The 26,932-nt window shown below is 49.4% G+C and carries 21 protein-coding genes; 6 read left to right on the top strand and 15 right to left on the bottom strand.

Annotated elements, in window-relative coordinates:
• Positions 1-109: 109 nt before the first annotated feature.
• From L4D79_RS17600 to L4D79_RS17590, 3 genes are all read right to left on the bottom strand, one after another.
• Complete coding sequence (locus L4D79_RS17600; RefSeq protein ID WP_428652870.1) at positions 110-2,086, bottom strand: putative bifunctional diguanylate cyclase/phosphodiesterase; 1,977 nt, start codon at positions 2,084-2,086, stop codon at positions 110-112.
• A 182-nt stretch (positions 2,087-2,268) separates the two neighbouring features.
• Positions 2,269-3,186, bottom strand: a complete 918-nt coding sequence (locus L4D79_RS17595; RefSeq protein WP_428652869.1) for a DUF3943 domain-containing protein — start codon at positions 3,184-3,186, stop codon at positions 2,269-2,271.
• 233 nt (positions 3,187-3,419) lie between these two features.
• Complete coding sequence (locus tag L4D79_RS17590; protein ID WP_428652868.1) at positions 3,420-4,670, bottom strand: aromatic amino acid transporter; 1,251 nt, start codon at positions 4,668-4,670, stop codon at positions 3,420-3,422.
• 471 nt (positions 4,671-5,141) lie between these two features.
• On the opposite strand from L4D79_RS17590, the gene L4D79_RS17585 reads away from it, so the two are divergent.
• Positions 5,142-6,365, top strand: coding sequence for a CinA family nicotinamide mononucleotide deamidase-related protein (locus L4D79_RS17585; RefSeq protein WP_428652867.1), 1,224 nt, complete (start codon positions 5,142-5,144; stop codon positions 6,363-6,365).
• 66 nt (positions 6,366-6,431) lie between these two features.
• Here L4D79_RS17585 and asrC read toward each other — a convergent pair whose 3' ends face one another.
• The 10 genes from asrC to L4D79_RS17535 form a co-directional block, all read right to left on the bottom strand.
• A complete protein-coding gene (gene asrC / locus L4D79_RS17580) occupies positions 6,432-7,448 on the bottom strand; it encodes a sulfite reductase subunit C (RefSeq protein WP_428652866.1) in 1,017 nt (338 codons plus the stop codon).
• A 9-nt stretch (positions 7,449-7,457) separates the two neighbouring features.
• A complete protein-coding gene (asrB, locus tag L4D79_RS17575; RefSeq protein ID WP_428652865.1) occupies positions 7,458-8,306 on the bottom strand; it encodes an anaerobic sulfite reductase subunit AsrB in 849 nt (282 codons plus the stop codon).
• The gene (gene asrA / locus L4D79_RS17570) at positions 8,299-9,360 is read right to left on the bottom strand and encodes an anaerobic sulfite reductase subunit AsrA (protein WP_428652864.1); all 1,062 of its coding nucleotides are present in this window, start codon (positions 9,358-9,360) and stop codon (positions 8,299-8,301) included. The genes asrB and asrA overlap by 8 nt, the downstream gene beginning before the upstream one ends.
• Entirely contained in the window at positions 9,360-10,229 is an 870-nt protein-coding gene (cobA, locus tag L4D79_RS17565) for a uroporphyrinogen-III C-methyltransferase (protein ID WP_428652863.1), read from the bottom strand. Before cobA ends, asrA begins: the two co-directional genes overlap by 1 nt.
• Positions 10,230-10,602: 373 nt before the next feature.
• Complete coding sequence (gene yfaE, locus L4D79_RS17560; RefSeq protein ID WP_428652862.1) at positions 10,603-10,890, bottom strand: class I ribonucleotide reductase maintenance protein YfaE; 288 nt, start codon at positions 10,888-10,890, stop codon at positions 10,603-10,605.
• Positions 10,887-12,020 (bottom strand): class Ia ribonucleoside-diphosphate reductase subunit beta, encoded by a 1,134-nt coding sequence (gene nrdB, locus L4D79_RS17555; protein ID WP_428652861.1) that lies wholly within the window; start codon positions 12,018-12,020, stop codon positions 10,887-10,889. Before nrdB ends, yfaE begins: the two co-directional genes overlap by 4 nt.
• Positions 12,021-12,068: 48 nt before the next feature.
• Positions 12,069-14,336 carry a class 1a ribonucleoside-diphosphate reductase subunit alpha gene (gene nrdA / locus L4D79_RS17550; RefSeq protein WP_428652860.1) on the bottom strand — a complete coding sequence of 756 codons (2,268 nt, stop codon included), beginning with the start codon at positions 14,334-14,336 and terminating at the stop codon, positions 12,069-12,071.
• A gap of 420 nt (positions 14,337-14,756) precedes the next feature.
• On the bottom strand, positions 14,757-15,419 hold the full coding sequence (locus tag L4D79_RS17545) for an HAD family hydrolase (RefSeq protein ID WP_428652859.1): 663 nt from the start codon (positions 15,417-15,419) through the stop codon (positions 14,757-14,759).
• Positions 15,420-15,660: 241 nt separating this feature from the next.
• A complete protein-coding gene (gene ubiG / locus L4D79_RS17540; RefSeq protein ID WP_428652858.1) occupies positions 15,661-16,368 on the bottom strand; it encodes a bifunctional 2-polyprenyl-6-hydroxyphenol methylase/3-demethylubiquinol 3-O-methyltransferase UbiG in 708 nt (235 codons plus the stop codon).
• 306 nt (positions 16,369-16,674) lie between these two features.
• Entirely contained in the window at positions 16,675-16,821 is a 147-nt protein-coding gene (locus L4D79_RS17535; protein WP_428652857.1) for a hypothetical protein, read from the bottom strand.
• A 484-nt stretch (positions 16,822-17,305) separates the two neighbouring features.
• On the opposite strand from L4D79_RS17535, the gene gyrA reads away from it, so the two are divergent.
• Together gyrA and serC are read left to right on the top strand one after the other, a co-directional pair.
• Positions 17,306-19,939 (top strand): DNA topoisomerase (ATP-hydrolyzing) subunit A, encoded by a 2,634-nt coding sequence (gene gyrA, locus L4D79_RS17530; RefSeq protein ID WP_428652856.1) that lies wholly within the window; start codon positions 17,306-17,308, stop codon positions 19,937-19,939.
• A gap of 196 nt (positions 19,940-20,135) precedes the next feature.
• Positions 20,136-21,218 (top strand): 3-phosphoserine/phosphohydroxythreonine transaminase, encoded by a 1,083-nt coding sequence (gene serC / locus L4D79_RS17525; RefSeq protein ID WP_428652855.1) that lies wholly within the window; start codon positions 20,136-20,138, stop codon positions 21,216-21,218.
• Positions 21,219-21,265: 47 nt separating this feature from the next.
• Here serC and L4D79_RS17520 read toward each other — a convergent pair whose 3' ends face one another.
• Positions 21,266-22,528: a sensor histidine kinase gene (locus L4D79_RS17520; protein ID WP_428652854.1), complete on the bottom strand. Its 1,263-nt coding sequence runs from the start codon at positions 22,526-22,528 to the stop codon at positions 21,266-21,268.
• Positions 22,500-23,168 (bottom strand): response regulator transcription factor, encoded by a 669-nt coding sequence (locus L4D79_RS17515; RefSeq protein WP_428652853.1) that lies wholly within the window; start codon positions 23,166-23,168, stop codon positions 22,500-22,502. The genes L4D79_RS17520 and L4D79_RS17515 overlap by 29 nt, the downstream gene beginning before the upstream one ends.
• A gap of 107 nt (positions 23,169-23,275) precedes the next feature.
• Between L4D79_RS17515 and L4D79_RS17510 the strand changes: the two genes are divergently transcribed.
• The 3 genes from L4D79_RS17510 (at position 23,276) to cmk (ending at position 26,867) form a co-directional block, all read left to right on the top strand.
• Positions 23,276-24,529, top strand: a complete 1,254-nt coding sequence (locus L4D79_RS17510; RefSeq protein WP_428652852.1) for a DUF5666 domain-containing protein — start codon at positions 23,276-23,278, stop codon at positions 24,527-24,529.
• A 156-nt stretch (positions 24,530-24,685) separates the two neighbouring features.
• Positions 24,686-25,966: a 3-phosphoshikimate 1-carboxyvinyltransferase gene (gene aroA, locus L4D79_RS17505; protein ID WP_428652851.1), complete on the top strand. Its 1,281-nt coding sequence runs from the start codon at positions 24,686-24,688 to the stop codon at positions 25,964-25,966.
• A 217-nt stretch (positions 25,967-26,183) separates the two neighbouring features.
• Entirely contained in the window at positions 26,184-26,867 is a 684-nt protein-coding gene (gene cmk, locus L4D79_RS17500; protein WP_428652850.1) for a (d)CMP kinase, read from the top strand.
• Positions 26,868-26,932 lie beyond the last annotated feature (65 nt).

The following is a 26,932-nucleotide window of genomic DNA, read 5'->3' as shown; positions in this document are numbered from 1 at the left end:
GATAACTAAGCCCTAAGCCCTAAGATCTAAGATCTAAGACAAAGGCCAGTCATTTGCAGTGACTGGCCTTTGTTGTTTTCTACCGAGAGCGATCCCCGAGAGGAGGCGGTTAAACTGTTTCGGGGTTTATATCCGGGATATCATTGAGCAGAGAGAAGTTTCGCTCCTCGTGCTCGCGGGCTGGCAGTGGCCGGCCGAGATAATACCCTTGGCAGAAGTCGAAACCGCATTGCTGTAAATAGCGCAGTTGCGTCTCGGTTTCGACGCCTTCGGCCACGACTTTCAGCGCGAGTTTTTCGCAGATGGCCTGTGTGGCTTCGATAATTGCCTGACTCCCTTTGTGCTCACCTTGAACAAAGCTCTGATCAAGTTTAACGGTGCTGATAGGCAAGTCTTGTAGCTGTGACAAGGATGAGTAACCGGTACCAAAATCGTCCAAATAGAGTTCAAGCCCCAGTGAGGCCAGATCATCAAGGCACTGTTTCGCCTCGTCGTATTCCTGCAGCATGGTGGACTCGGTGAGCTCAAGTGCAAGTTGTGACGGCGGGATCTGGTACTGGATGAGAAGCCCCTCGATGGTTGGTGCCAAGCTTGATTGCAACTGGGCACGCGACAGGTTGACACTCATGATGAACGACTTGCCGTACTTTTCCCGCCACAGGGCAAGCTGCTTGCAGGCCGTTTTTAGGATCCACTTACCCAACGGTACGATTTGCCCGGTTTCTTCAGCCAACGGGATGAATTCGCCCGGAGAAACTTGCCCCAGCTCTTCATCATGCCAGCGGATCAACGCCTCGAAACCCTTGAGCGACTTCGAATTCATATCAACAATCGGCTGGTAGTAAAGCTCGAACGCTTCAGCTTCCAAGGCCAATGTGAGGTGGTGGCGTAGCGTCATTTTGCGATACAGCGCATCGGCCATATCTGGCGAGAAGTGATGGCTGCGATTGCGGCCACGCAACTTGGCACGGTGCATCGCCATATCGGCCTGGGTCACTAACGTTTCGATATCTTTCGCATCGGTCGGATAATCCGATGTACCGATACTGCAGCCAATCGACAATTCACCCACTTCCTTGAGGTGGAAGGGGCGGTTTAGGGCTTTGATAAGCTGCTTGGCAAACAGAGCCGAACTGTCGATGTTTCGGTGTTCGGCTTGGACAATAAACTCATCGCCGCCAAAGCGTGCCAGAAGCCCTTTGAACTTGACTTCCTCCTGTAGCCGGATAGCAATCGCTCGCAGCAGCTTATCGCCAATCGCGTGGCCGTAGGTATCATTGACTAGCTTGAAGCCATCAATATCGAGGAACAACAAGCTATAAGGATGCTGGCTGTGCTGGTTTTCGATAATGGCATTAGTGATACCGCGTCGGTTTAGCAACCCGGTCAGGAAGTCATGCTCGGCATTGTATTTGGCTTTGTGGAGCTGCTCTTTTTCCTGGCTGATGTTGATTAGGCTCAGTAGTAGCTGATGTTTATCAGACAGCCACTTACCGTCGATGTTGAGCCAGTTGTGGCTTTTTCCGGTCCAGCACAGTCGCTTGCTTTTCAATACCCCTTCAGTTCTGGCGGTGGATAGCCATTTTTCAGCTAATTGGGCATCACCGAGAAAACTGGCGAGATCGTCGAGGTCTTCGCCAAAAGAGTGGGTAAAAGAATTGTTGGCACTGATCAGGCGGCCGTCTTCTTCAAACAGCAACGCGAGGTTCGAGCTGCCAGAGAATGCCAGCTCACGCCGTAGGCTCGCTTCTTCTGCGATGACTTCAACCAGCATGACGGTCGAACCGTCAGGACCGGGCATACCCGAAAAATAACATAATGCTTTTTTGATCACATTATTGGGTGAGAAGTACCACCAGGTTTTGATTTTTTCGCCTTGATGGAAGCGGCTGAGGTAGCCGTCCAGGATGGCATCGACGGCCTCTGACATATCCAGGCTGAGATCACGAGCAGTCAGTTCACTGGTCGTTTCCGCTTCCCATAAAGAGAGTGAAGCAGCATTGGCCCAAAGAATACGTTTTTGGTGAATATCGAAAATCCAAACAGGGGTCTGCAGGAACTCAAAGAGAGAAAAATTTTGGTTCATCACCAAGGCTTTGTTATTTATTGTGATATTTGTCAGATGCTATATCAAAAACGGCGTTTTAAATACGCATTCGGGATAAAATCGTGAGCTTTATTCACGAAAACTGAAATAAAATATGTAATATCTTGAAATTAAGCAAAAAAGGCGATAGATGTCGCGCTTTTTTGCTGTCATTTCTGATTTTATTGCAGAGCCAGTTTCACTTCTAGGCCAACGAAGACTGGATCGTAGGCGGCACCAGCATCGAGTGCAAAGTGAGCCGCTTCGGTATTACCGAACCACGGTGTGTAAGTAAAGCTAACATCGGCATCACCACGCCACCAGTCTGTGACCCAGTAGTGGATATGTCCGACAGGGTTGAGCAGAAACAGACTGACATCACCCATTGTTTGCGACCCCATCACTTTGCCACGGTTAGCCGTGATTTCCATCTCGGTTTGGAACATCCATTCACCGACCGCTGCACCAAACAGTGGCGTAACGATAATGTCTTGAATCGAAGGCACTTCGGCGAAGGCTTCTACGCCGTACTCCCAGAAAAATGTCGACATTGTCGCTGAGTACAAAAATGACTCCCACTCGTTAAACCCCGAATGGCGCGCTGCGGTGTAGTAAACACCACCGAAGTACGGGTGCATTATATAGTTAAGGTAGTGGTCGTCCTTATCCCAAACCGGGCCTTCCTTGACATTGTCCCACCACTTTTTACCCAAGCCTTTTAAGTTTGTATCCTCAGGATCCCAGTTGGTTACACTTTCTGGGAGCAGGGTCATCAGGCCAACCGTTGCCACGCTTAAGCCCAAAATGGTGTATGACTGCTCAAGCAGATAATCCCAGTCTTTTTCCGGTGCGACTGACAAGTGCTTGGGTAGCGTGTTGGCGGTTGGTTCTGTGGCAGCCGGTTGCAGCGAAAGGCCTTGATCCATGGCTGTGTACTGAAACCCGTTGGTGAAAGCATGTTGCTGACTAGGCTGGGAAGCGTAGCTGTTTAGAAACGTTGGTTGTTGGAATGAACCAACATTGGCATTCTCATTCCATGCGAATGCAGGGGCGCTGGCGGCAATCCCCAGAACAAGTGGTGATAGAAGTGAAGTGCGCAAGATACGCTCCGCAATAGATCAAGGTGGATAGGATAAAAAAGTGTGGGAAGTATCACTGAAATGACAAAAAATTCCTAGTAGCCATTCATCATTATTAGGCAATTTTGTGCAAAAACTTTGTAAAAATTAGCAATTTATATGAATGATTATTGAGATTAATAATCTTGTTCAACTTTTTTGCTGGATTGATGGCTAAAGCGGCAAGCATATTGCGCTTGCCGCTTTGGTTTAGGTTAGCCAACCGCTGGGATCAAACCTGCCATTTGCAGGAATTGGGCGGTGATGATCAGCACGCCGGCACTGGTTGCAGCAATCATTGCGGGCTTTCCGCCTGCGACTTGGTAGCCATTGCTTAGGTCGCCCGTCTTTTGGTGCTCCGTACGTTGGTAACTATGGTCTTCTTCAAATTGCTTGCGCTGTGCACTTACCATGGCGACTGGCAGGAAAATAGCGAGGATAACCAGAGCAATGGCAGCGAAACCCAATGCCATGATGAAGCCTTGCGGGTAGAACAAAGCAAAAGCCAGAGGTGGAACAAATGTTATAGCTGCTGTCTGTAGTCGCCCATACTTCTTATCATGTTGTTTGAAGCTGTCGGCAACAAAGTCAAACAAGCCGAGGCTGACACCCAAGAATGAAGTGGCCAATGCCAAGTCAGCAAAAATAGATACGGACTGGCTAACCATTGGGTTATGTAGCAATTCACTTAGCGAACCAATAAATGAGCCAAGGCTGTTGCTTGCCATCAGATCGTGCTGACTGAGTACGCCTTGGCTTGTCATTTGCCAGAAAATGTAGAGTACTAGTGGCAGGGAAGAGCCGATGATCATGACTTTTTTCAGCGCTTTGATATCCAAGCCGATGTAGCGAACGATAGACGGAATACTGCCGTGGAAGCCAAAAGAAGTGAAGATAACGGGTAAGGCTGAAATGATCAGTCCTTTTTCAACCGGCATGTTGACCAGGTAGCCGCCTTCGACATTCGGTGCGAGCAAGCCGAGCATAACAACTAAGGCAATGGCTTTTAGCGTAAACAGAACTCGGTTAACCATGTCTACCGAGTGGGTACCAATAGCGACGACACCGGCAATGCAGAGCGTAAACAGTACCGTACTGGTTTGTGCTGAAATGTCCAAACCGATCCAGTTAGTCAACTTGTCGTTGAGCTGATCGCCTCCACCGGCAATGTATGCTGCGCACAGTGAGTACATCAGGAAACACACCGCAAAATTCGCTAGATATTGTCCTTTTTTGCCCAGCAAATCGCGGGCCAATGAGTTGAGTGTCGCTTGGTGATCGGCATGCTGGTGAACTTCAAGCATCAAGAGTGCGGTGTAGGTCATCAATGACCAGATCGCAATCATAATCAAAGTCGCAGTGGTAAAGCCAAGCCCGGCTGAGGCCAGTGGAAGGGCAAGCATGCCAGCGCCAATGGTTGTACCGGCGATGATCAGCATACTGCCGAAAGTCTTGTTCATAGACATGGGGTCAATTGCTCCGAGTATTCAAGGTGTTGGTGCTCGGGAGGCGGTGTCTGCACCTGTGGTTACTCCCTTTTCTTATTAAAGAGGGCCACAATGGCAATGAAGTGTCATGTTTTGTTTACACTTTATATAGCCATTGCGGCTATCGATAGAAAGTGCCGACTTGGTGATTATTCATGGTGTGATCCATTTTTTATAGTGATAAATGGTGGTTTCAATGCTTTTGGCAACGCTTGCTTCTGGTGGTGAACAATATAGGGATTGTATTTAACTGTCAACTTTTGTGTTTTTTGGTGTAAATTAATGATTACAGTCGCTGCGGGTTTTATATGTCATAGAACGATATCTGGTTGACAGTGATTGATTACGTAAAAAATAACGTGCTGAAATAGTTAGAGATATGCTTGAATGGATAAATAGAGACTTGGTATAGAAAAAGGATGTCGCAGGTCGGCATAACGGGGAAAAGAGATGCTGAAAATAGCAATGATAAGTACGGGTGAAGAAGTGCTTCACGGAGACATTACCGACACCAATGCTGCGTGGATGTCGTCACTGTTCTTTCAGCGGGGCTTTCCTCTGTCGCGGCGGACGACCGTCGGAGATCAGCTCGATATGTTAGCCAAAGAAATCGAGCACTGTAGCCTGACTGCCGATGTGGTGCTTGTTAACGGCGGTCTGGGGCCGACAACCGATGATCTGACTGCGCAGGCTGCTGCGATAGCTGCCGATGTTGGGCTTGAGTTGGTTGATGAGTGGGTTGTGGCAATGGAAGAAAAATATGCCCGGCTCGGCCGCGTGATGCCCGAGACCAACCTTAAGCAAGCGATGCTGCCGGAAGGTGCAGAAGTGCTGGATAATCCGGTCGGGACAGCTTGCGGGTTTGCGATGCAGATTAATAGGGCTTGGGTTTTCTTTACGCCGGGTGTACCGAGTGAATTCAAGAAAATGACTCAAGAGCAAATATTACCGCGCCTAGACAGTAACTATGCCAATGACAGTGCCCGCGAGTGCATCCGCCTTTATACATTTGGTCTCTCTGAATCCGGGATCGGCCAGTCTCTACAATCTATTCGACTGCCGGACGGCTTCGAGCTTGGTTACCGTTCAGAACTCCCCTTTATCGAGGTGAAAGTCTTTTGTCCGCAGGGACACCAGCAGACGCCGGCCTTGGTCGATGCCATTGCCAGCCAGCTAGGGGACAACCTCGTCGGCCATAACCAACCTTTGCTGCAGGCTGTTGGCGACTTGATAGCAGGCAAAGGGTATAAACTTGCGATAGCCGAGCATTATACAGGGGGCTTTCTTACCAGTTGGCTATATGATGATGAACGTCTGGCGGGGTGTGTTGCCCAATCTTGGATACTCGGTATAGACAGTGCCCCAGAGGATCATGATAAAGCACCTTTAGGTGCGTCATTGTCGATGGCTCAGGTGGCGCGGGATAAAAATCAGGCGGATATTGGGTTGGCGATAGGGACTGAACAAGACGGGCATGTGGTCGTGGCTCTGGTGACACCCGAAGGGGAATGGGCGCAGCAAGTCGCGACAAAACGCCGCTATGGCTCACGCGATTATCGATATGTATTGGCAACGCTGGGATTGGATATGCTTCGCCGTTGGCTTGAAGGCAAACCGGTGTTCGGCCACTCGGAATCGCTGCAGCGTATCGCTCAAGTTGAGAATAAATACTAGGGCGTGGATTAATCCGTTGGGCTGCCGAAATATAGCAGCCCAACCGTTAGCTAGTTTGGTCTGCCCTTATCCTTGAGCGATAGCTTTTACATGCATATTAGCGACGTATTGGTCTTCAGCCCAGTAGATCCGGTCGGCAACCATCGCCTCGGGGTTTAGCTCGACACCTTCCATCACGCGCTTTTTGAAAGCATGGTAGCCAGATCTGTCGATGAGGTGGCCCATGTGGAGATAGACGGGGTTGCCATGGAGCATCTCTTGCTCGAACTCAAACAGGTTGTCGAGGACTTGATGAAGCACATCCTCTGTGACCCAGTTCAGAAATAGCTTACCGACCCTTGGGGTTTTCTTCGATGTCCGCCCACCAAGCTTGACCATGTACAACTGTTTAGGGTTGCGTTGCCAAGCGAGGGTTGGACAAGCCAGAACACACTCGCCACAGCCGATACACTTACTCTCTTCCTTGACGGCTTTACCGTTTTCAAGGCTGAGACAATCAACGGCATGGTGCTCACAAGCTCTTACGCAGGCGCCACAGCCAATACAACGATCGCTCGTAAAATCAATCTTGGCCACCCCGAGTACCCCGAAATCGGACATGTTGGCTTTGGCGCAGTCATTCGGACAACCGACTAGAACTATCTTCAGGTGGTAGGGTTGAGGGTAGACATGTCGCTCAAGACGCCGTGCGAGTCCCGTCGTGTCGGTGTTGGCTTTTTGGCAGATCTGACTACCTTGGCAAGCAACGATATTTCGTCCACCGATACTCTGGTAACCCGCTTGGGTATCTTCTACATCAATACCACATAGATCGACAGTGATATCCTTGATGAAAGGCTCAAGGGCTTTGTTGACTAGCGGGATATCTTCATACTTTATCCCCGGCATCGCGAGTTTTTGACGGGTTGTTAGGTGGATAACGCCATTACCGAACGTTTCCGCAATGTGCTGGGCGGTTGAAAGCAGGTAGGCTGGCATGATCCCGCCCGGAATACGGACGCTGATCATACATTCGCCACGCACCTTTGACAGGCGATATTCACCGTTGGCACGTGCTTTAATGATGTCGATATCAAGACTCATGGTGGCTCCTTAGTCAATCATGTATTGGGCTTGGTCAAAACGAAATACCGGGCCGTCGAGGCACACGTATTTGTCACCGATCCGGCAGTGACCACACTTACCAACCGCACAGGCCATGCGGCGTTCATAGTCGACCCAAATTTGCTCTTTGCTGAGTCCGCGCTCCAGTAATGCCAGCACGACGAACTTGATCATGATAGGGGGACCTACAACAATCGCCTGAATAGCCTCTGGGCACGAGAAATCCAATTGCTCTATGTAATCGGTGACTCGTCCCACGCAGAATTCGTCATCAGGCTCGCCCTCATCCAGTGTGACAATCAGATTTTGCTGATGTCGCCATAGCTCAAGATCTTGCTGGAAGAGAACGGCATCTCTGTTCTTGAAGCCTAAAATCATATCCAGCTGTTTTATTGTTTCTGGGTGGCGGCAAAAATGCGAAAGCAGCCCCTTGACCGGTGCCACCCCGGTTCCCCCTGCAATCACGATGACCTGCTTTTTCTCATATTCCGACATCGGGTAGCCATTGCCGTGGACGCCGCGCATCCATACTTTGTCGCCGGGATGAAGGGCAAACAGCTTATCGGTGACTTTACCGACTTTCCTGATCAGCAGGTCAATATAATCATCCCCGTAATCAGATACCGAGATCGGCGCTTCGCCAGCAAGTGGTAGAGAGACCTCAACGAACTGGCCATAGTGGGTATCGAAGTCTTTGGCGACCCGGAAAGTCCACTCAAGCTGGGTGTGCTTCTCTATGGCTAGGATCTCATAAGGCTTTGGTAGCAGCATGTTTTCAGCTGGCTCGTGGTGCTTGTTGTGGCATTGGCACTGGTGGTTGGATGATTGTTCAGTCATGTTGCGGCTCCAGCGCTGCTGAGTTTACGACGCTTTCTACCACGTCACTCATTTTATTGATGATGTTGGAAAATGAAATGTAGTGCGGACAACGGTCGTCACAACGGCCACAACCTACACACATATGCTCATTACCTTGACGGGCTTTGTAATCATTGACTTTGTGCAAGGCACGGTAGCGCAGTCGCTCTCCGGTTTTGTTGCGGAAATTATGTCCGCCAGCCATATCAGTAAAATCACCGGTCATGCAGCTGGCATGTTGGCGGCGGCGTTCACCGATACGCGCTTCAGTGTTGTAGCTGATATCGAAAACACTGTAACAACTACAGGTCGGGCAAGACGTCGTGCATCGGCCACAGCCGATACAGCGTTTGTCATATTCTTGCCATAGCGGGTAATGCGTAAGGATTTGCCTGATCCGATCTGGGTCGTCGCAGACTTGGTCTGGAGTGCGTACTTTGACCGGGTTGCTGGTGACAAAACGGGGTTCGAAGTTGCTTTCTGAGCCTAGCAGGTCAAAGTAGCCTTTTAGGCTTGGATCTTTGATATTGATTTCGACCCCGCTGTCATCAAACCGCACTGCCGCCGCATAGTCATCGGTCTTATTGGTACCCATGGAAACACAGAAGCAGTTTTCGAAACTCGTCTGGCATTCAAGCAGAACCAGTTTCACCTTCTGGCGTACACGATCGTAATACCAGTCACGGTTGCCGCCATTCTTGAGGTACATATGATCGAGTCGTTCGAGGGCATGGATATCGCACGAACGAGCGAACAGAAGAATTGGCTTAATTTTATCGCTAGGTGCGATGATTTCATCACCATGGAAATGAAATAACGTTTGGGTGATAGGCAGTACCGTTTCTTTGGGTGAGAAGTGGGACTTTTCTTGCCAGACGATATCGGCAGCATTCTCAATATCCTGATAAATCAGGTTATCCGTATCGGCGAACCGACCGCCTCGGTATTCATAAGCCGGGGCAAGTACTCGGTACTGCGAACGCAGGTGTGTCAGCGCCTCGTCGAGTTCATCGAGAGTAAGGTATTTAGCCATCAGATAGCTCCTTCAAGTGAATGGTTAAACAGCGGATCATTTTGCAGGTGGTTGGCGTGCCATTTAATTTGATTGGCTAAATCGACGGTTTCACCGATGACGATTAACGAAGGAGCTGAAGGTTTGTGGTTAAGCAAGCAGTTCTCAAGTTCAATCAACGTGGTGCTCAACTGATGGTGCTGGGGTTGGGTGCCGTGGCTGATAATGGCAATGGGGGTTTTTCCATCCATACCGTGTAGCATAAGGCTAGAAGCAATCCATGCCGCGCAGTGTAGGCCCATATAAAACACCAGCGTGTGATTGAGTTTTGCCAGGCTTTCCCAGTTGATTTGGTATTGCTCGTTATTGCCGCGGGCTGTGACCACGGTAAACCCGCGGGAGATCCCTCGGTGGGTGAGGGGAATACCGCTGTAGGCACAGCACCCCAGGGCGGCAGTTAAACCGGGAATGATCTCAAAGGGGATCTGTTTTTGCTCTAAGGCGAGGGCTTCCTCGCTACCTCGGCCAAAGACAAAAGGGTCACCCCCTTTGAGGCGGCAGATACGAAGCCCGCGCTGGGCCATAGAAACCAACATGGCATTGATCCCTTCTTGGGTAGCCGAAGGGTTGTTATAGCTCTTGCCCACTTCAATGATATGGGTCCCAGGCTTGGCATTTTGAATGATCGCCTTGGTGACGAGATGATCATGCAAAATAACATCGGCTGATTGGATTGATTTCAGTGCCTTGAGTGTCAATAGCTCAGGATCGCCGGGACCTGCGCCGACCAATGAGACGAAGCCTTGCTTTTTTCGGTGTAGAGTCTTCCGGTTATGGGGTTGCCGGGTTGGCAAGGGAGTAGGGTTGGTATTGCGGTTAAGTAATTGCATACACATAATTTCCGAAGCGATGGTAAACAGCCAAGCTGTGTTATCTGCTTGAACTTTATCTGCTCGGAATAGTTGCCCAAAAAGCGGGTCAAATCTATTTTGACTTAATGAACCTTTCGTTCAGTAAAAATGAAAGGTAGTGCATAAGTAATAGTGATGCTATCGATTGATAGGAAAGGTATTTATAGGTAAGTGGTTGATAATATGATGGTTATGTATGTAGGGCGTTTACTGACGTGGCACGATTGTCTATCGGGGTGAGAGTGGTTCGGCTGGAAAGTAAGTTTGCTGTTTCGAAACAGTCAGTTACCTATAGCGATCGACATGATTACTTGTCCAACGGCTTTTCCTGGTAGGGATTACTGACTGTTTTTTAAAGGCTAGCTTGCTGATCTTGCTGCTGGAGTTGGTATTCGAACTCGATATCAACATTGCTCTTGGGGATTGAGCAACATGCTAAGACTTCGCTTGGGGCGATAAATGCCATGGAATCTTGTTGGTCGACCGCGCCCGATTTTAGCTTGCAGCGACAAGCGCCACACATACCGTTGCGGCATTGGTACTCGGGTTGAAAGCCCGCTTTTTCCAGTTGGTCGAGCAGAGGCTCACGGCTATTGCCGTGAACCTCTATACCATTGACGCGAATGGCGACTCGACTCATAGTTCGAAATCACCCAGATCATCGGCACTGACATCGTTATCGATTTGGCCGACGAGGTAGGAACTGATCTCCGCTTCCTGAGGAGCAACCTGAACGTTGTCAGATGACAACCAGGAGTTGATCCATGGGATTGGGTTCTGAGTCGCGCCCGGATAGGCATGCTCAAGGCCCACAGCTGCCATGCGTAGGTTGGTAATGTACTCAACGTACTGGCATAGGATATCTTTGTTCAGGCCGATCATTGAACCGTCCTTGAACAGGTACTCTGCCCACTCTTTTTCCTGCTCGGCAGCATCACGGAAAATAGCAAAGCATTCATCTTTGCACTCTTCAGCAATCTCAGCCATTTCAGGATCGTCTTGGCCGGTGCGCAGCAGATTCAGGATGTGCTGAGTGCCGGTTAGGTGCAAGGCTTCATCACGGGCTATCAGCTTGATGATTTTGGCGTTGCCTTCCATCAGTTCACGCTCGGCAAAGGCAAATGAACAAGCAAAGCTGACGTAGAAACGGATAGCTTCCAGCGCGTTCACTGACATCATGCACAGGTAAAGCTTTTTCTTGATGTCACGCAGGTTCACCGTAATGGTTTGGCCGTTGACGTTGTGCACCCCTTCACCTAGTCGGTGGTAATCGCTGGTTGCTGCGATCAGCGCATCGTAGTACTTGGAGATGTCTCCGGCACGTTTGATGATCTGCTCATTACCCACGATATCGTCAAACACAATCGCTGGGTCATTTGTGATATTACGGATAATGTGGGTGTACGAGCGTGAGTGGATCGTTTCAGAGAACGACCACGTCTCAATCCAGGTTTCCAGCTCAGGGATCGATACGATCGGAAGCAGGGCTACGTTCGGGCTGCGGCCTTGGATTGAATCAAGCAGGGTCTGGTATTTCAGGTTGCTGATGAAAATGTGGCGCTCGTGATCTGGCAGGTTGTTGTAGTCAATACGGTCGCCGGACACATCCACTTCTTCTGGGCGCCAGAAGAAAGAAAGCTGCTTTTCAATCAGCTTTTCGAAAATCTCAAATTTTTGTTGGTCATAACGCGCAACGTTGACAGGTTGGCCAAAGAACATTGGCTCTTTAAGTTGGTCGTTATTTGTTTGACAGAAAGTGCTATATGCCATCTTATCCTCAACATCGATGGGAGCCGAAGCTCCCACCGTTTCAAATCATTAAATCTTGCAGCTTGTGCAGTCGTCTGCGCCTACATCACCCTGGCTATCAGATGCGCCGTCTCGGGTGTTGTGGTAGTACAAGGTTTTCACACCGAGTTTATACGCTGTAAGCAGGTCTTTTAGCAACAGTTTCATAGGCACTTTTCCGCCTTGCTGTCGGCTAGGGTCGTAATTGGTGTTTGCTGAAATCGCCTGATCGATGAATTTCTGCATAATACCAACTAGTTGCAGGTAACCGTCGTTGCTACCGATGTTCCAAAGCAGCTCGTAGTTGTCTTTGTACTTGCTGTACTCCGGCACAACCTGCTTCAAAATACCGTCTTTCGATGCTTTGACAGAGACGAAACCACGTGGCGGCTCAATACCGTTGGTCGCGTTTGAAATCTGCGACGAGGTTTCTGATGGCATCAGGGCCGACAGGGTTGAGTTGCGCAAGCCGTGGGTCTTGATTTCCTCACGTAGCGCTTCCCAGTCGTAACGTAGCTCGGCGGTGCACACTTTATCGATATCTTTCTTGTAGGTATCGATAGGTAGAATGCCCTGTGCGTAAGTCGTCTCGTTGAATAGCGGGCAAGCACCTTGCTCTTTCGCCAAGCCAACAGACGCTTTCAGCAAGTAGTACTGAATCGCTTCGAACGCTTCGTGGGTCAGGTTGTTTGCGCTGCCATCAGAGTAGCGTACGCCGTGCTTCGCTAGGTAGTAAGCAAAGTTAATCACACCCACACCCAGAGTACGGCGGTTCATGGTTGAACGGTAAGCCGCAGGCAACGGGTAGTCTTGGTAATCCAGAAGCGCATCGAGGGCACGTACCGTTAGGTCAGCCAGCTCTTCCAGGTCGTCCAGTGTATCAATGGCGCCAAGGTTGAACGCCGATAGCGTACACAGGGCGATCTCACCGTTTTCGTCTTCCACATTGTTCAGTGGTTTGGTTGGAAGTGCAATTTCCAGACACAGGTTAGACTGGCGGATTGGCGCTACACTTGGGTCGAACGGGCTGTGGGTATTACAGTGGTCGACGTTCTGAATGTAGATACGGCCAGTTGATGCACGCTCTTGCATCAGTAGCGAGAAAAGCTCAATGGCTTTAATTGTCTTACGCTTGATGCTGCTGTCCTGCTCGTATTTCACGTACAGGCGCTCGAATTCTACTTGATCGGCAAAGAATGCATCGTACAGCCCTGGAACATCAGACGGCGAGAACAAGCTGATGTTTTCGCCTTTGATCAGGCGGGTGTACATCAGTTTGTTGATTTGCACGCCGTAGTCCATGTGGCGAACACGGTTTTCTTCAACGCCGCGGTTGTTCTTAAGTACAAGCAGTGATTCTACTTCACCATGCCACATTGGGTAGAACAAGGTCGCAGCACCACCACGAACACCACCTTGTGAACAACACTTAACGGCTGTTTGGAAGTATTTGTAGAATGGGATACAGCCAGTGTGGAAAGCTTCACCGCCACGGATTTCAGACCCTAGGGCACGAATACGGCCAGCATTGATACCGATACCGGCACGCTGCGACACGTAACGAACAATCGCACTGGCTGTGGCATTGATGGAATCTAGGCTGTCATCACACTCGATCAGTACACATGAGCTGAACTGGCGAGTTGGTGTACGCACACCTGACATAATTGGCGTCGGCAGTGAGATCTTGAATTGAGACACTGCATCGTAGAAGCGCTTGATGTAGCCCATACGGGTATCGCGCGGGTATTTGCCGAACAGGCAAGCGGCGATCATCATGTACAGGAACTGGGCGCTTTCGAAGATTTCACCGCTAACACGGTTCTGAACCAGATACTTACCTTCCAACTGCTTTACGGCAGCATAAGAGAAGTTCATATCACGCCAGTGATCGATGTAGTCTTCCATCAGATCAAATTCTTCACGGCTGTAGTCTTCAAGCAAATGCTTGTCGTACTTACCTTTATTGACAAGGTTCGTCACATGGTCAAACAGCGTTGGTGGCTCGAATTGGCCGTAGGCTTTCTTACGCAGGTGGAAGATAGCCAGACGAGCAGCCAGATATTGGTAATCTGGTGTTTCTTCAGAGATCAGATCAGCTGCAGCTTTAATGATGGTCTCGTGAATGTCTTCAGTCTTGATCCCTTCATAGAACTGAATATGAGATTTGAGTTCGACCTGTGAAACCGAGACATTCTCTAAGCCTTCGGCGGCCCAAGTGATGACTCGGTGGATTTTGTCGAGGTCGATACTTTCTGTGCGTCCATCACGCTTGGTAACAGTGAGCTGTTGATTCATTTTTGGTAGTTTTCCCAGATTTCCATCAATAGCAGTGTTTTTTGTAACTTTTAGCAATAATGTTAGCAAAGATTGTGATCTTTGTTGGATTTCTGATTGCCTGTTAAAACACTATATATTGGGGTGTTGAGCTTATAGTGTTACAAGATAGTGGTGAGAGGGGGGTAATGCAAGGCGGTAATTTTTAACCGGCTGTGGATAACATGGGGATTCATAAAATTAAGTTAGTGCCCACTAACTGATTTGCGCAGGTGTGACAATATCATAGGAAAAATCAAAATTTTTTGAGGTTAAAAAAAGCGCCTGCAAAAAAAAAATCCTTGATTTTTTACAGGCGTTGGACGTGTTGATAAAGTTCATTTTTTTTGGTTATTTCTTGGTTAGTTAGTGGCACGTTGCTAGTGGCGCGCACTCGTTTTTCTAGCTGCTGACGACCGCTAAAATCTCACTAGGGTGAGTCAGCACCCCAAGCGCATTCCAATCTGAGGGCGTATGCTCATCGCCAATATATCCCCAACCTGCGACATAGCCAGCCATGTTGGCGGCTTTGGCGGCGATCATGTCTTTTTCAATATCACCGATATAAATGCAGTCGCGGTGATCAACGCCCATTTGCTTGCTGGCATGGAGTAACGGTTCGGGGTGGGGTTTGGCGACAGCAAGGGTATCGCCACAGACAACCGTTTTAGCGCGGAGCAATTCGGGAAAGAAGGGGAGCAGCATGTCGGTCAGGAAGCCAGGTTTGTTCGTCATGATCCCCCAGTTGATCCCTTTTTCATCCAGTTGTTCAAGCAGGGCAACCACGCCGTGGTAGAGCGATGTGTTGACACAAATATTGTCTTGGTAATAGCGCAAAAAATCTTCCCTCAGCGCCATGATATCGAGGTGTTCGGGAATGCGACCAAACCCGGCGGTCAGCAATCCCTTGGCGCCCATGCTGGTGTTGGCCTGGATTTGTTGCTGGGTCAGCGGCGGTTGGTTGTGATCGGCGAGTACCCGGTTAGCCGCATTTGCCATGTCCGGAGCGGTATCTAGCAGGGTGCCATCTAGATCGAACAATATCGCTTTTTTCTTCGTCGCCATATACAGATCCTTGTATCGAAAAGGGGGGCATTACTGGGTATATCAATGAGTATATACGTGGCAATAGAGGAAAAAGCGATCAGTACGATCTATTGCAATAATTCCCTGCTGATAGCAAAGCGGTGATTGATGGATGAAGAGGGGAGGTGCTCAATGAAACAAGAATGCGCCTATCGCAGTCGCTAGGGTGGATCCACCCTAGCGAAAAGGAACTTGATACTGGGTATAGCGGTGTTTGCTGCTACAGCATCGTGGTATGAACGATGTAGTTCACATCAACATTGTTGCCCAGCCAGTAGCGGTCGGTCAGGGGGTTGTAGTGCAGGCCGGTCATATGACGGTCTTGCAGCGGTGTGGCGTCAATCATATCTAGCAATTCTGATGGGCGGATAAATTTCTCGTGGTCGTGGGTCCCCTTGGGAACCAACTTCAGTAGCTGTTCGGCGCCGACAATGGCGAACAGGTATGATTTGAAGTTACGGTTGAGGGTTGAGAAAAACACGTGCCCGCCAGGCTTGACCATTTTGGCACAAGAGGCGATGACTGATGCCGGATCAGGCACATGTTCCAGCATTTCCATGCAGGTCACGACATCGTAGGTTTCTGGAAAAAGCTCGGCATGCTCTTCTGCCGTGCGCTGGACATACTCAAGTTTGGTGCCCGTTTCCAGAGCGTGCAGGCGGGCCACGGTCAACGGCTCCTTACCCATATCCAGCCCCGTTACCTCAGCACCTTCGACGGCCATACTCTCGGCCAAAATACCACCGCCGCACCCGACGTCGAGTACCTTTTTGCCAAAGAGTCCTTCGGCACGATCAATCACGTAGTTGAGGCGTAGAGGGTTGATTTGGTGTAGAGGCTTGAACTCACCTTCCAAATCCCACCAACGGGACGCCATTTGTTCGAATTTGCTGATTTCTGCTGGGTCTACATTCAACTGCTTGGTCATGAATCTTTGCCATATTCCTTTCTGATAGCGGCATTATATACCCAAGCTTATTGAAGGTGCAGGTGTTAGAGAGAAATTATTGGCATGTAAAGAGAATTAAGAGTGGGGAGATGGCTGTCGCTCTGAAAAGGAACGAAGAGCGACAGAATTAGCCATAGGCTGTAACAAGAGACGCGAACAGCTTCGAAAAGGAGAAGTAAAAGGAGTTTCGCTGCCCTTATAAACAATTCAGGCTTAAAAGCAGTGATGCGTTAGGTTCGCATTGTGACTTTTAAGCCCGATAAACATTCCGTGTTTGCATAGGTTTTACTCAGCTGGTTCTAGCATGGCTAGCTGCATCATATCAGCCTGTACACCACCTGTTGTCATGGCGATACCGGCGATTATGAGCATAAGAAGATATTTGCCGCCAATGATACACATACCAAGTGTTGTGATTACTCTGCCTAACATAATTGACCTCGCTTAATGTTTGATTTTTGGAATCTTAGATTTTGTTCTTGCGGGTTCAATTGTACCTAACTGCATAAAAGCAAAATTGATAATGATCAGTTTTTTGTTCAGCTTTTGGTCAGGACGGTGGAGAAGTGGCGTATTTCCGATCTTGCTCAATAATTTACAATTGGTTGCAAATTAAACGTGCCAGAATCAAAACTAAGAAAAGTAATAAAAAACAAGCTTTGAGCAAAAAACAGGCTGTCAGTAAGGTAATACTTAGATTAGTGCTTTCGATTTTTTTTCAATCCGCTAAATTACTCACAACATAATGGTGAAAGGTGTGCCTATCTGGGCTGAAATATGCTATATTCTCGCACCTTGCACGTATGGTACTAGACGTTATAGATATCGTCTTAAATTGGCTCTCAGCCCGTTTTAGCGCTAACTATGCCGTTTGGTATACGTATACGACAGAAATTACCTGAGGGATATTGGCTCCATGAGCGATCTTGCAAAAGAGATCACGCCCGTAAACATTGAAGAGGAGCTGAAAGGCTCGTATCTCGACTACGCGATGTCAGTTATCGTGGGTCGTGCTCTTCCTGATGTGCGTGATGGCCTTAAGCCGGTACACCGTCGCGTTTTATTCGCGATGAACGTGCTGGGCAATGACTGGAATAAAGCATATAAAAAATCTGCCCGTGTGGTCGGTGACGTAATCGGTAAATATCACCCACACGGTGATAGCGCGGTTTACGACACGATCGTACGTATGGCGCAACCTTTCTCTCTTCGCTACATGCTGGTAGATGGTCAGGGTAACTTCGGTTCGATTGACGGCGACTCCGCCGCTGCAATGCGTTATACCGAAGTGCGTATGTCCAAGATCGCCCATGAATTGTTGGCGGATCTTGATAAAGAGACGGTAGATTACGTTCCTAACTATGATGGTACCGAGCAGATCCCTGCGGTACTGCCAACTAGGGTCCCGAACCTGCTCGTTAACGGTTCATCGGGTATCGCGGTTGGTATGGCGACGAATATTCCGCCTCATAACCTTGGTGAGGTCATTGATGGCTGCTTGGCTTATATCAATGATGAGAGCATCACCATTGATCAGCTGATGGAGTATATCCCAGGTCCGGATTTCCCGACTGCAGCGATGATCAGTGGTCGTAAAGGTATTGTCGACGCCTATAAGACAGGTCGTGGCAAGATTTACCTGCGCTCGAAAGCGGATATCGAAGTCGAGAAGAATGGTAAAGAAACCATTATTGTCACCGAAATCCCTTACCAGGTTAACAAAGCTCGCCTGATCGAAAAGATCGCCGAACTGGTTAAAGACAAGAAGATTGAAGGTATCAGTGCCCTGCGTGACGAGTCTGACAAAGACGGCATGCGCATTGTTATCGAGTGTAAACGTGATGCTGTGGGCGAAGTGGTTCTAAACAACCTGTACGCGCAAACTCAGCTGCAGACTACATTCGGTATCAACATGGTGGCACTGGACAACGGCCAGCCGAAGACATTCAACCTGAAAGACATGTTGAAGTGCTTCGTCAACCACCGCCGTGAAGTGGTGACTCGCCGTACTATCTATGAGCTACGCAAAGCCCGTGAACGTGCTCACCTTCTTGAAGGTTTGGCGCTGGCACTGGCCAATATCGATGAGATCATCGAACTGATCAAAAACGCGCCGACACCAGCCGAAGCGAAAGCTGGCCTTGTTGCGCGTGGCTGGGATCTTGGCAACGTTGCAGCAATGCTTGAGCGTGCCGGTACCGATGCCGCTCGTCCAGAATGGCTGGAAGAGCAATACGGTATCCGTGATGGTCAGTACTACCTGACCGAACAGCAAGCACAAGCCATTCTAGATCTTCGTCTGCACAAGCTGACTGGTCTAGAGCACGAGAAGATCCTTGGCGAATACAAAACACTGCTAGAAGAAATTGCTGAACTGCTGTACATCCTTGGCAGCTCAGAGCGTCTGATGGAAGTGATTCGCGAAGAGCTAGAAGCGGTGAAAGAGCAGTTCAACGATGTACGTCGTACTGAAATCACAGCTGCTAGCCACGATATCGACTTGGAAGATCTGATCAACCAAGAAGATGTTGTTGTGACTCTGTCTCACGAAGGTTATGTGAAGTACCAGGTTCTGAGCGACTACGAAGCACAGCGTCGTGGTGGTAAAGGCAAGGCTGCAACGCGTATGAAGGATGAAGACTTCATCGAGCGTTTGCTGGTGGCTAATACCCACGATACGATCTTGTGTTTCTCAAGCCGTGGCCGCATGTACTGGCTGAAAGTGTACCAGTTGCCGCTGGCTAGCCGTACTGCCCGTGGTAAGCCGATTGTGAATATCCTTCCGCTGGAAGAAGGTGAGCGTATTACCGCTATCCTACCGGTGAAAGAATACGAACAAGACAAGTTTGTCTTTATGGCGACTGCCGATGGTACCGTGAAGAAGACGCCGCTGACTGACTTCAGCCGTCCTCGTAGCGCGGGTATCATTGCGGTGAACCTACGTGATGGTGATTCGCTGATCGGTGTTGATATCACCGAAGGTAGCGATGACATCATGCTGTTCTCGAAAGCGGGTAAAGTGGTTCGCTTCTCGGAAGAGCAGGTGCGTGGCATGGGCCGTACTGCTGCCGGTGTTCGCGGTATCAAACTGGCTGACAGTGACAAGGTTGTTTCCTTGATCGTTCCTCACAACGATGGCGATGTGCTAACAGTAACCGAAAATGGTTACGGTAAACGTACAGAGCTTGAGGAATACCCAGCCAAGAGCCGCGCGACCCAAGGTGTTGTGTCGATCAAGGTTTCTGACCGTAACGGTAGCGTAGTTGGTGCTGTTCAGGTTGAAGACGGCGATGAGTTCATGATGATCACCAACGGTGGTACGCTGGTTCGTACCCGTGTGGCTGAAGTGAGCCGTGTCGGTCGTAATACCCAGGGTGTTACCTTGATCCGTACCACTGAAGGCGAGTTGGTTGTTGGCCTACAGCGTATCGATGAGCCGGAAGAAAAAGAGCTTATCGAAGATGCGGAACTGGTCGAAGGTGAAACACCTGCAGAGGGCGAAACGCCAGCTGCGGACACGCCAGCAGACGACTCTTCTGAGCAAGAATAACTAACCAGTTAGTTAATCTGATAAAAGCGCAGCCACTAGGCTGCGTTTTTTTATGCCTGAAGGTAATCACCAAGACAAAGCCATACTATTTTCCCTTAGCCCCTTTTCAGCACCGTCATAAAGGTGTAAAAACAGACATGGGTCACAGCATATGACCACAACCTTATGTTTTTCCAGCAGGAGCAAGTCTTACACCATGGACAACGTTTATAATTTTTGCGCCGGCCCAGCGATGATCCCGGCAGACGTATTGAAGAAGGCCCAACAAGAACTCGTCAATTGGAATGATCTCGGTACCTCGGTGATGGAAATCAGCCACCGCGGCAAAGAGTTCATTGCTGTGGCCAAACAGTCCGAGCAAGATTTACGCGACCTGCTTTCTATTCCTGATAACTATCACGTACTGTTCTGCCACGGTGGCGCACGTGCCCAGTTTGCCGCGGTACCGATGAATTTGTTGGGGGACGCTGAAAGCGCCGACTATATGGATGGCGGTTATTGGGCCCACAGCGCCGCTCAGGAAGCGTCAAAGTATTGCCAGCCAAATGTGGTTGATATCACCTGTGAGCGGGACGGTAAAAAAGCGATTCTACCAGCGACAGAGTGGCCGTTGTCTGATGAGGCTGCCTTTGTCCATTTCTGCCCGAATGAAACCATTGATGGACTGGAAATTCGTGACTTGCCCGTAACGGACAAGCCGATTGTGGCCGATTTGTCTTCAACGATTCTGTCTCGCCCGATTGACGTATCGAAGTACGGTGTGATTTATGCCGGTGCCCAGAAAAATATCGGCCCAGCCGGCCTGACCATTGTCATTGTTCGTGATGATCTGCTAGGCAAGGCTAAGTCGATCCTACCGAGCATCCTTGACTACACCGTTCAGGTCGATAAAGAGTCGATGTTCAATACGCCACCAACGTTCGCTTGGTACCTTGCCGGTGAAGTCTTCAAGTGGCTTAAGGGGCTTGGTGGTATGGAAGCGATGGAACAACGCAATGTAGCCAAAGCCAATGTGTTGTATGACTATATCGATCAGTCAGATTTCTACCGCAATGAGGTTCACGCTGACAACCGCTCTTTGATGAATGTCCCTTTCCAGCTCAAGAACCCAGAGCTGGATGGTTTGTTCTTGGAGCTGGCGGATGCTGCTGGCCTGAAGGCGCTCAAGGGCCACCGTGCGGTTGGCGGTATGCGTGCTTCGATTTACAACGCTATGCCAATAGAAGGCGTACAGGCGCTGGTCGAGTTTATGAAGCAGTTCGAGCAGGAAAATGCTTAAGCTACAGGGGTAAACCTCTGCTGCTCGTAATACGGAAAAAGCCGCTATCAGCGGTTTTTTTCCGTTCTAGAGTGGCTGAACACCAATGTCGTTGTGAATTTGGTGTTGTCGTCATTGGGGGTAAACGTCCATCCCATACGCTCACATATTCGTTCAACAATCACCAGCCCACAGCCGTAGCCGGCATTGAATGTGGCATGGCCATCATGGTAGTTGATGATAGTGAGGGTATTCCCGGCAAGCTGGATTTGGATATCGCCCACGCTGTAACTAAACGCATTTTTGATCAGGTTGTTGATGACAATGTTGATAAAGCTTTCCGGAGCGAAAATCGTACTTGGTGACTGTGTCTCCAAGACATAGCTGGTATCTTGCTTGGCGAAGATGGGGGCCATGGCATCGAGTTGCTGGCGGAGGTTATGCTCTAGCTGATAGGTACCGAAATGATGTTGGTCAATACTCTCTTTACCAAGCAGCAAGAAGGCTTCGGTGAGCTCCCGCATCTCTTCACTGGCTTGCTGTAAGCGGTTGATGGCTTTCACAGCCAGCGGCGGCTGATTAGGCACTTTACCCAGCAGTTCAGCCGAGCCCTGAATTACCATGATAGGTGTACGAAGTTCATGTGATGCGAAGCGGCTGAATTCATGCTCGCGTTGGAAATAGCGGGCGATATCTACCTTGCTTTCATGCAACGCTTGTTCAATCTCTCGGGTTTCCTTGTAATCGGTCTCGACTAAAAAATCCGGTTGGTCGGGGGGCATATTACGGATTTTATGCTCGATGGTTTCAAGCGGCCGAGAGACACTTTTGACAAAATACCAACTGTATACCAGCACGGCGAGGGAGACCAAGCCGCCTAAGCTGAATGTCATAAAGTGCAGGCGGGCCTCGTATTCATCGAGATAATCATCGGCATCATCTTGGAAGACGATATAGAAGAGCCCATCACCGGACGGGTGCTCGGTAACGATAAAGTGTTTATCTTCCTTACCTAACAGGTGCTCATAAAACCCGGGCTCTTGATAGCTGACCAGCCAGGATGGCGGGTTTTCTTTGCTCCAATAGCTGTAGAACTCTTTTTCATTGGGGGGCTGGGCTTGGTCACCGAATCGTTGATAATCGCGGCTGTAGCGACTGGCTTCGGTATCCAGCCAGTGATGAAGACTGATGATTTCTAATTCATTCTCGGCTAAATAGATCATTGACCAGAATAGCGTGAACATGATGAGTGTCGGGATGCCGAAACTCCAGCGAATTTTGCGGTATATGCTGGGGTAGGGCTTAGCTCTTGATGCGGTAGCCTTGGCCATGGATAGTCTCTAATCGTGTTTCAGCAAAGCCTTTGTCAATGGCATTTCTTAGGCCGTAGACATGGCTGCGTAATGCATCGCTTCCGGGGACCTCTTCTCCCCAAATTGTATCTATGACTTCTTGCCTGGATACGATGGCTGGCGCTTTTTGCATAAGAAGCGACAGGATCTTAAGTTGGATCCGGCTTAGCTTGATAGGTTTGTTTGCTCGCAAAACCTCGCCGGTTGCTTGATTGACTGTGATATCGGCAAAGCAGATCAAGCCGATACCTTTGCGTGCCCCTCGACAAGCAAGTGCCTGTAACCGGAGGCATAGTTCTTCCATGGCAAAGGGTTTTATGAGGTAATCGTCTCCCCCCGCCTGAAAAGCGGCGATTTTATCTTCGAGGCTATCTTTTGCTGTTAAGAAGAGAATAGGGGTGTCGCACATCACTTCTTCGCGTATTTTCTTTACGGCAGAAATCCCATCAACCTTGGGCATCATAATGTCCATGATAATGACATCGTAGTGATTTTCCTTGACCAACTGGATCGCTCCAAGGCCATGGTAAGCGCAGTCAATGGTATAGCCTTCTAGCTCAAGATAATCAGCCAGCGTTTCTGCGACGTGGTGGTTATCTTCGACAATCAGCACTTTCATAAGCTTGTATATTTTTCCTCGTAAGACATTTCTTCACGCTTGCTTCACAGCCGCAGCTATAAAATACCGCCAGTTCTTAATTATGCACAATTAATCATAGGTAAATTATGAAAAAAATGGCACTAGCTTCTCTGGTCGCAACGGCGTTGGTTGGCTGTGGAGGCGGTTCGGGCTCGGGCAGCTCAGCGACTGAGACTAAATCAGGCCGTCTTGACGGTCAGGTTGCCAACATTTCCCATGCGGAAAAGACAGTGACGGTTAACGGTTATGCCTTGCGTAGCGAAGGTGCGCCTGCGGTATACCGTAACGGTGTGACGCTGCCTTTTTCTGAATTGGAAAATGGCATGCGAGTGCAAATCGAGGCAGAGAGCGGCTCGATTGAAACCATGAAGCTGGATCCGTCACTAACCGGTGTTGTCACTGCGATCAATGGCAGCAAATTCACGGTTAACGGTATCGAGCTGACATATTCTGGTTTGGGCAGTATCAGTGTCGGTGACTGGGTAATGGTAACGACTTTCCCGTTGGCTGACGGCTCGGTGGAAGTGGTTGCGGTTACGAAAGTGCCCGATCTTGGTTTTGTTGAAGTGGAAGGCCCGGTCTCGCAGCTAGACAGAACGGCTAACACGTTCAAGATTGGCACAGTAACCGTTGATTATAGCAATGCCGATGTTGATGATCGGGATGAGTTGGCCAATGGGGCGTGGGTCGAAGTCTATGGTGATATGCACGGTAATACTTTGATCGCCACCGAGGTTGACGTTGAAGATGACGTTGATTACGACGATACCGAAGTCGAAGGTGTGATTTCCTGGGTCAATAATAGTTTGACCCAAATCGAGCTCAATGGCCGTTTGCGTATCGAGGTGAATGACAGAACTGAGTTCGATGATGGCCGCCGTGAAGACTTGGCATCCGGCCGCTGGGTCGAGGTCGAGATGGCGTACCGCTCAGGACGTTTGATTGCGACTGAAATCGAATTTGAGGACGATGGCAATATCGTATCGGGTAAAGAATTTCAGGCCGTTGGCGAAGCCAATTACCAAGCGGGAGTTTTCACCATCAATGGTATTGAGATCGAGATTGATCGCAATACGGAATTTGATGACGGCCTGAACCACGATAATCTTGATAAAAGCTGGGTTGAGGTTGAAGGCCGCTTTGTCTCCGACCGTTACGTAGCGATCGAAATCGAACGCGAAGATCGCTTTGATGATGAAATCGAACTCGAAGGGCCGGTAAAAGGTGGCACTATCTGGGGCTACTCGGCGTCGGACAGCTCATTGGGTAAATACGAAGGCCGCTGGGTCGACCTTGATTGTGACTTTGACGGTACCTATTTATCCGACTGTGATGATTAAGCTTCATCTGAATTAGCATGACAAAAGCGCCAGTGGGCGCTTTTTTGTTGGTTGCAAGAAAGGCGGAATAAGGTGCGTGAATTCAGTACTAGCGAACTGAGGCATTATTGGTTAATCTGCAATGACTGCGACCAAACAGGATTAATGAAATAACAGATGGAAAGTTTAACGTTACAGCCGATCAGTAAAATTAATGGCACCGTAAATTTGCCAGGTTCCAAAAGCGTCTCGAACCGAGCTTTGCTATTGGCAGCGTTAGCAAGCGGTAAGACCCGACTGACTAACCTCCTTGATAGTGATGACATCCGTCATATGCTAACAGCCCTGACCAAGCTGGGAGTGAGCTATCAACTGTCTGAAGATAAGACCGTTTGTGAAGTCACGGGCCTAGGTGGTGCGTTCAAGCCTGCCGCGGCAATGGAGTTATTTTTGGGGAATGCCGGTACCGCAATGCGCCCATTGGCTGCGGCGCTGTGTTTGGGGGATGGCGAATATATCCTGACCGGTGAACCGCGGATGAAAGAACGCCCAATCGGCCACTTGGTTGATGCCCTGCGTACTGCTGGCGCTGACATTACCTATTTGGAAAATGACAACTACCCACCACTGAAGATCAAAGGCACGGGCCTTCAAGGTGGCGAAGTAGAAATCGACGGCTCAATCTCCAGCCAGTTCCTAACTGCCTTTTTGATGTCGGCACCGTTGGCCTCGGCCGATACGGTGATCCGCATTAAAGGTGAGTTGGTTTCGAAACCTTATATCGATATTACCTTGCACATCATGGCCCAGTTCGGTGTCGAGGTGGAAAATCGCGACTACCAGGAGTTTGTCGTTAAAGGCGGCCAGACCTATCAGGCGCCGGGAGACTTTTTGGTGGAAGGCGATGCCTCATCGGCCTCTTACTTTTTGGCAGCGGCTGCCATCAAGGGCGGTGCAGTGAAAGTGACTGGTATTGGCAAGAAGAGTATCCAGGGCGATGTTCAGTTTGCCGACGCGTTGGCCGCGATGGGGGCTGAAATCGAGTGGGGCGATGACTATGTAATTGCCCGTCGAGGTGAATTGAAAGCGGTTGATCTGGACTTTAACCATATTCCAGATGCGGCAATGACTATCGCCACCGCGGCTTTGTTTGCCGAAGGCACAACGTCAATCCGTAATGTCTATAACTGGCGTGTGAAGGAAACCGACCGTCTGGCAGCAATGGCGACGGAATTGCGTAAAGTGGGTGCTGAAGTGGTTGAAGGTGAAGACTTTATTACCATTACACCGCCTGTGACGTTGACCCATGCCGCGATTGATACCTATGACGATCACCGCATAGCGATGTGCTTCTCGCTGGTGGCCCTGAGTGATACACCGGTGACGATCAATGATCCTAAGTGTACCTCCAAAACCTTCCCGGATTACTTCGATAAGTTGGCAATATTGAGCAACTAATTATCTAAGTTGTCAATATATAAAGAAAACCCGCTGGCTAGCGGGTTTTTGTTTTTCTGGATGAGTATTTGGCCTTAAGCCGGATTACTGATTGGTATCACAACTTTTTTCTCGTATAATATGCCCCCGTTTGAGAGTGGTAATAAGTATCGGTATGTCCTTGATGGCGTGGCGATGGGTATTACTGCTTTGATTTAAACAAGTTTGGAGATTACCTATGTCTACTCACGCACCAGTGATCACTGTCGATGGACCAAGCGGTGCCGGTAAAGGCACGCTATGCATGCTGTTGGCAGAAAAACTGGGCTGGAAGTTATTGGACTCTGGCGCCATCTATCGCGTGCTGGCCCTTGCGGCGCTGCACCACGGTGTTGACCTTGAGTCTGAAGACGCACTTGTCCCTTTGGCTGCCCACTTGGATGTGCAGTTCGTGGCTGAAGGCGAGTTGGTAAAGGTGATCCTTGAAGGGGAAGACGTGTCGGGTGAACTTCGTAAAGAAGAAACCGGCATGGCAGCCTCTAAGGTGGCAGCACTGCCGCGCGTTCGTGAAGCGTTGCTTCGCCGCCAGCGAGCCTTCAGTGAAGCGCCGGGTTTGGTGGCGGATGGCCGCGATATGGGCACCGTTGTGTTTCCTCAGGCAGAAGTCAAGTTCTTTCTTGATGCCAGTGCTGAAGAACGTGCGAATCGTCGCATGAAGCAGTTGCAACAGAAAGGGTTAGATGTTAGCTTTGACCACCTTTTGAAAGAAATTCAGGAACGTGACGATCGAGATCGCAACCGTGCGGTCGCACCGTTACGTCCCGCGGCTGATGCTTTGGTGCTAGACTCTACAGAGATGTCTATTGACCAAGTCATTGAACTTGCATTAGCCCATATTGAAACGAAATTGTCAGCCGAATAATTCGGCAGATGGCGTCGGTGTCACGGATGATAACTGACTTTACTACCAACCCCATGCGGTAGGAT

This window comes from Photobacterium satsumensis (genome assembly GCF_050336935.1).
Lineage (GTDB): Bacteria > Pseudomonadota > Gammaproteobacteria > Enterobacterales > Vibrionaceae > Photobacterium > Photobacterium satsumensis.
Note: the sequence above shows the minus strand (reverse complement) of the source record. Positions and strands in the feature narration are given on the sequence as shown.

Excerpts from the sequence above, each read along its gene's own strand:
- L4D79_RS17600 (WP_428652870.1), bottom strand. The coding sequence starts at position 2,086 with ATGAACCAAAATTTTTCTCTCTTTGAGTTCCTGCAGACCCCTGTTTGG.
- L4D79_RS17590 (WP_428652868.1), bottom strand. The coding sequence starts at position 4,670 with ATGTCTATGAACAAGACTTTCGGCAGTATGCTGATCATCGCCGGTACA.
- L4D79_RS17585 (WP_428652867.1), top strand. The coding sequence starts at position 5,142 with ATGCTGAAAATAGCAATGATAAGTACGGGTGAAGAAGTGCTTCACGGA.
- asrC (WP_428652866.1), bottom strand. The coding sequence starts at position 7,448 with ATGAGTCTTGATATCGACATCATTAAAGCACGTGCCAACGGTGAATAT.
- asrB (WP_428652865.1), bottom strand. The coding sequence starts at position 8,306 with ATGACTGAACAATCATCCAACCACCAGTGCCAATGCCACAACAAGCAC.
- asrA (WP_428652864.1), bottom strand. The coding sequence starts at position 9,360 with ATGGCTAAATACCTTACTCTCGATGAACTCGACGAGGCGCTGACACAC.
- cobA (WP_428652863.1), bottom strand. The coding sequence starts at position 10,229 with ATGCAATTACTTAACCGCAATACCAACCCTACTCCCTTGCCAACCCGG.
- yfaE (WP_428652862.1), bottom strand. The coding sequence starts at position 10,890 with ATGAGTCGAGTCGCCATTCGCGTCAATGGTATAGAGGTTCACGGCAAT.
- nrdB (WP_428652861.1), bottom strand. The coding sequence starts at position 12,020 with ATGGCATATAGCACTTTCTGTCAAACAAATAACGACCAACTTAAAGAG.
- nrdA (WP_428652860.1), bottom strand. The coding sequence starts at position 14,336 with ATGAATCAACAGCTCACTGTTACCAAGCGTGATGGACGCACAGAAAGT.
- L4D79_RS17545 (WP_428652859.1), bottom strand. The coding sequence starts at position 15,419 with ATGGCGACGAAGAAAAAAGCGATATTGTTCGATCTAGATGGCACCCTG.
- ubiG (WP_428652858.1), bottom strand. The coding sequence starts at position 16,368 with ATGACCAAGCAGTTGAATGTAGACCCAGCAGAAATCAGCAAATTCGAA.
- L4D79_RS17535 (WP_428652857.1), bottom strand. The coding sequence starts at position 16,821 with ATGTTAGGCAGAGTAATCACAACACTTGGTATGTGTATCATTGGCGGC.
- gyrA (WP_428652856.1), top strand. The coding sequence starts at position 17,306 with ATGAGCGATCTTGCAAAAGAGATCACGCCCGTAAACATTGAAGAGGAG.
- serC (WP_428652855.1), top strand. The coding sequence starts at position 20,136 with ATGGACAACGTTTATAATTTTTGCGCCGGCCCAGCGATGATCCCGGCA.
- L4D79_RS17520 (WP_428652854.1), bottom strand. The coding sequence starts at position 22,528 with ATGGCCAAGGCTACCGCATCAAGAGCTAAGCCCTACCCCAGCATATAC.
- L4D79_RS17515 (WP_428652853.1), bottom strand. The coding sequence starts at position 23,168 with ATGAAAGTGCTGATTGTCGAAGATAACCACCACGTCGCAGAAACGCTG.
- L4D79_RS17510 (WP_428652852.1), top strand. The coding sequence starts at position 23,276 with ATGAAAAAAATGGCACTAGCTTCTCTGGTCGCAACGGCGTTGGTTGGC.
- aroA (WP_428652851.1), top strand. The coding sequence starts at position 24,686 with ATGGAAAGTTTAACGTTACAGCCGATCAGTAAAATTAATGGCACCGTA.
- cmk (WP_428652850.1), top strand. The coding sequence starts at position 26,184 with ATGTCTACTCACGCACCAGTGATCACTGTCGATGGACCAAGCGGTGCC.